The sequence below is a fragment of the Microvirga sp. P4_G7 genome, from assembly GCF_056401005.1.
Genome location: NZ_JBFUKD010000722.1, coordinates 1 through 1,783 on the forward strand (window position 1 = coordinate 1; position 1,783 = coordinate 1,783).

At 63.5% G+C, this 1,783-nt stretch carries 2 protein-coding genes; both read right to left on the reverse strand.

Annotation, left to right across the window (positions count from 1 at the left end):
• The coding region (locus AC1DT3_RS19995; RefSeq protein ID WP_477466961.1) for a phage tail sheath subtilisin-like domain-containing protein at nucleotides 1-1,444 on the reverse strand (1,444 nt) is incomplete at its 3' end.
• 11 nt (nucleotides 1,445-1,455) lie between these two features.
• A complete protein-coding gene (locus AC1DT3_RS20000; protein WP_477466962.1) occupies nucleotides 1,456-1,698 on the reverse strand; it encodes a hypothetical protein in 243 nt (80 codons plus the stop codon).
• Nucleotides 1,699-1,783: the final 85 nt, after the last annotated feature.

Sequence of the window (1,783 nt, forward strand, 5' to 3'; positions counted from 1 at the left end):
GGATGTAGGCGTTGACGCGGTTCGGATCGGTGGAGCGTTCCACGATCAGGTATTGCGCGAAAAGGTCCGGCTTCTCGGCAAGACCTGCCTCGTACAGTTCCCGATAGGCGTGGATGAGCGCCGCCCGGATCTGAGGTGGCGTCGTAACGCCCTGGATCGATCGCGGATTGTCATCCTTCAGGACGTGCCGCGGATAGGTCGTCGCGATCCGCTGCTTAAAGTACCGCGCGGCATAGGCCGCAATGTACAAGGTTTCGACATCCAGGAAGGTGATGTCGGGCTGCCCCCAGGCATTCGTCTGGTAGGTCGAGACCACCCGATCAAGCGCTGCCTGTCCGTCTGCACGGAAAGTCACCGCGGAGATACCGTTCCGATAGAGGGAATCGCGGTCCGCCAACTTCCACTGATCCGCGACGGCTTTCGGACCACGCAAGCCCGAGAGCACGAGGGTCTGCAAGGGACGTGCGATCTCGACAGCTTCCGACACAGGCCGTCCGAGATTCTTGGACATCCCGATGACGGCGGTAATGGCCGCAGCCCACGCCCACGGTGCTTGCGGGTAGTTGTTGATTCCGAGGATTGAGACGTGCTGATCGTTCCGCCCGGCGCCCAGAGCGGTCTGCGCAGCCAGATTCCCTTGGTTGACGGTGAAGTAGTGCCCGAAGAGGCCGACTGTCGGGGACCACCGGCCCGACCCGCTGTCGGATAGGAACGAGCGGACCGCGTTCAATTGTGCCGCCGCGGCGTACGGCCCGCCGATATGGTCGAACGGCTGGTCGCCCAGCGCCGCGAGCGCCGCTGCCATGTCCACGTCGCCCGTGCCGCCCGACATCGCCGTGATAGCGATGGAGAGTCCGGCCGGATCAACCTCATTGCCGTCGAGACCAGCTTCGATACGGATCGCGTTGCCCTCGGTGCCGAGGTGACGCGCGGTGAGCGTGATGGTGCCGGTCGATACCGAGGAAGTGACCGGCGCGAGCTGAGCCCGATTGTACTTGGTGAAGCCCTTGTCGATCGCAGCCTTCAACGCGGCAGCGACAGTCGCGGCCGTATCGCCCGAAGCCACACCAACCGAGTACCGTTCACCGGCAACGTACCGTACGAGGGTGCCGGCAGCGGTGGCCGTGCCCGTGATGGCGATCGAACCGCTTGCAGCGGTGCCACTCGGATCCATCACAGGCAGAGCCCAGATCTCACCGACTGGATTGTGCCAGCGTCCAATGATCGCCATCTCGGCCAGCATCGAGCCGGCGCCGAACAGCGTATTCACGTCGCCTGCTCCGATATTGATCGGTGCGCCAAGCGCGGCGGAGCCAGCCGCCAGTTTCCGGCCAATGAACAGCGTCCTCGACGTGCCTGAGTACGGCGGAATACCGGMGTTGATTTCGAAAAAGGTGCCCGGGACGCGGATATCGCCCGGCATGTTTGAATATGCGACAGCCATCGCGGTTTTCCTTAAGTAAGCGGCCTGGAGTTCTGGCCGGCGGGTTGGGATTTCTTCTTCGAAGCGGGCTCTGCGTCGACCGACGCGATGGGCTGCTCCAAATCCGACACGGTGATGTCGCCGCGTTCAGCAACGGCCGCCCAATAGGGCGTCCACTCGACTTCCTGCCCTGATAGAGGGAGATCTCTCGCCCTGTCCGGGTCGGGGATTGCAGCGCCCTCGATTGAGGGTCTTACGAACTTGCGCTGTGTCATGGCTCACTCGCTGGGGATGGTGACGTTGACGCCCACGTACGGCGCATGCGGCTCTCCCTCACCCGGCTTCGGCTTGGGTGCGTTC